This is a genomic window from Streptomyces alkaliphilus (assembly GCF_014141535.1).
GTDB lineage: Bacteria > Actinomycetota > Actinomycetes > Streptomycetales > Streptomycetaceae > Streptomyces > Streptomyces alkaliphilus.
In genome coordinates this window covers 1-2,042 of the sequence record NZ_VKHT01000904.1, presented here as the reverse complement: position 1 = coordinate 2,042, position 2,042 = coordinate 1, and the positions used below count along the sequence as shown (strand labels likewise).

The following is a 2,042-nucleotide window of genomic DNA, read 5'->3' as shown; positions in this document are numbered from 1 at the left end:
CCACCACCCCGGAGGGGGTGCCGTCGCCGCCGCTGCCCCGTACCCGGGGACCGCTGGGGGAGGCGGTCCTCGCCCTGCTGGGTCCCGAGCCCCCCGCCCCGGGGGCCGAGGGAGCGCCGGCCGTGAGCCCGGAACTGACGGCGGAGATAGCCACCGCCGATCCCTACGGCGGCGATCTCCACCTCGCCCTCCACATCTGCTACGAGCTGCACTACCGCGGCTTCGCGGGCGTCCACCCGGACCGGGAGTGGGACCCGGCGCTGTTGAGCCTGCGGGCAGCCCTGGAGGAGCGTTTCCTCACCGCCCTGCGCGCGGATCTGCCGGACGACACCGATCTGCGCGGCGCGTTGGAGGACCTGCTCACCGAGCCGCCGGGGGGCGCCGGGGTCTCCCGGTACCTCTCCCGCTCGGGGGAGTGGTGGCAGATGCGCGAGTACCTGGTGCACCGCTCGATCTACCACCTCAAGGAGGCGGACCCGCACGCCTGGGCCATACCCAGGCTCACCGGCCGGGCCAAGGCGGCGCTGGTCGCCGTCGAGTTCGACGAGTACGGCGGGGGTCGGGCCGACCGGATACACGCCCACCTCTTCGCCGAACTGCTGGAGGGCGCCGGACTGGAACCCGGTTACCTGGCGTACGTGGACGTCGTTCCGGCGCCGGCGATCGCCGTGGTCAACCTGATGTCGCTGTTCGGCCTGCACCGCACCCTGCGCGGCGCGCTGGTGGGGCACTTCGCGGCGGCCGAGATCACCACCCCGCCCTCGGCGCGGCGGCTGGCCCGCGCCCTGCAGCGGATGGGTGCCCCCGAGCGGTGCGTGCGCTTCTACACCGAGCACGTGGAGGCGGACGCCGTGCACGAGCAGTTGATGCGGCACGACGTCATCGCCGACCTGCTGGAACGGGAGCCGGAGTTGCGGGCGGACGTCGTCTTCGGCATCCGGGCCACCGGTTTCCTGGAGGCACGGCTGGGACGCCTGATGCTGGACGCGTGGAGCCGGGACCGCAGCTCCCTGCTCGGACCCCTGCGCCCGGGTGGCGCCCGGGTGGCGGCCTGAGCGGGGGCCCCACCGGTGCACGACGGACGGTGCCGGCTCCCGGCCGACCGGGAACCGGCACCGTCCGTCGGAGGCGCGGGTCGTTCGTCGGGGTCCGGGCCGGTGACCGTCTCATTCCGGGCCGGCCGGGCCCCCCGCCGGCGCGGCGTCCCCGGCCAGGGCCCTTCGCAGCCGCCGGACACCCTCCTCCAGGTGGGTGGCACCGGGCACCCCGACGTGGCTCAACCGCAGGTGGGGGGCGGGAGGCTCGACGGGGAAGTAGGGTCCGCCGGCCGTGACCGCCACACCGTGGCGCAGGGCGGAGGCGACCACCGCGCGCTCGTCCGTGCCGTCGGGCAGCCGCGCCCACAGGTGGTAGCCGCCCCGGGGCGGCCTCTGCGGCACCAGACCGGGCAGGACGCCTCGCAGCGCCGCCAGCAGGGCGACGCGGCGTTGGCGCAGCGCCTCCGCGAGCGTGCGCAGATGCCGGGGCCAGGCCGGGGAGCCGAGCAGTTCGAGGGCGGTCTCCTGCAACGGTCGGGGGACGAGCAGGCCGTCGACCACATGGACCGCCCGCAGGCGCTCGCGGGCCGGCCCGCGAGCGGTCAGGGCACCGATCCGCAGGCTGGGCGAGGTGGCCTTGGTCAGCGAGCGGATGTGGACGACGACGCCGTCGGGGTCGTCGGCGGCCAGCGGGGGCGGTGATGCCGGCGAGTCGGCGTGCACCAGTCGACGGGCGAAGTCGTCCTCGACGACGAAGGCGCCGGCCGCCCTGGCCACGCGCAACACCTCGCCGCGTCGATGAGCCGACAGAACGGCGCCGGTGGGGTTGTGGAACAGCGGTTGGCAGACGAACAGCCTGGCCCGGGTCGCCGCGAACGCGTCGGCCAGCAGGTCGGTGCGCACCCCGTCGGTGTCCACCGGCACGGGCACCGGGCGCAGCCCGGCCGCGCGGGCCACGGCGAGCGTGCCGGGATAGGTGGGGGATTCCACCAGAACGGGGGAGCC

2 protein-coding genes are annotated in these 2,042 nt (G+C 75.7%); one reads left to right on the top strand and one right to left on the bottom strand.

Annotated features, from left to right (window positions below):
- Positions 1-17: 17 nt before the first annotated feature.
- Positions 18-1,055, top strand: coding sequence for an iron-containing redox enzyme family protein (locus FNQ90_RS20990; RefSeq protein ID WP_182607785.1), 1,038 nt, complete (start codon positions 18-20; stop codon positions 1,053-1,055).
- A gap of 111 nt (positions 1,056-1,166) precedes the next feature.
- Here the strand turns inward: FNQ90_RS20990 and FNQ90_RS20985 are convergent.
- Positions 1,167-2,042: aminotransferase-like domain-containing protein (locus FNQ90_RS20985; protein ID WP_182607784.1), on the bottom strand; the 876-nt coding region annotated here is incomplete at its 5' end.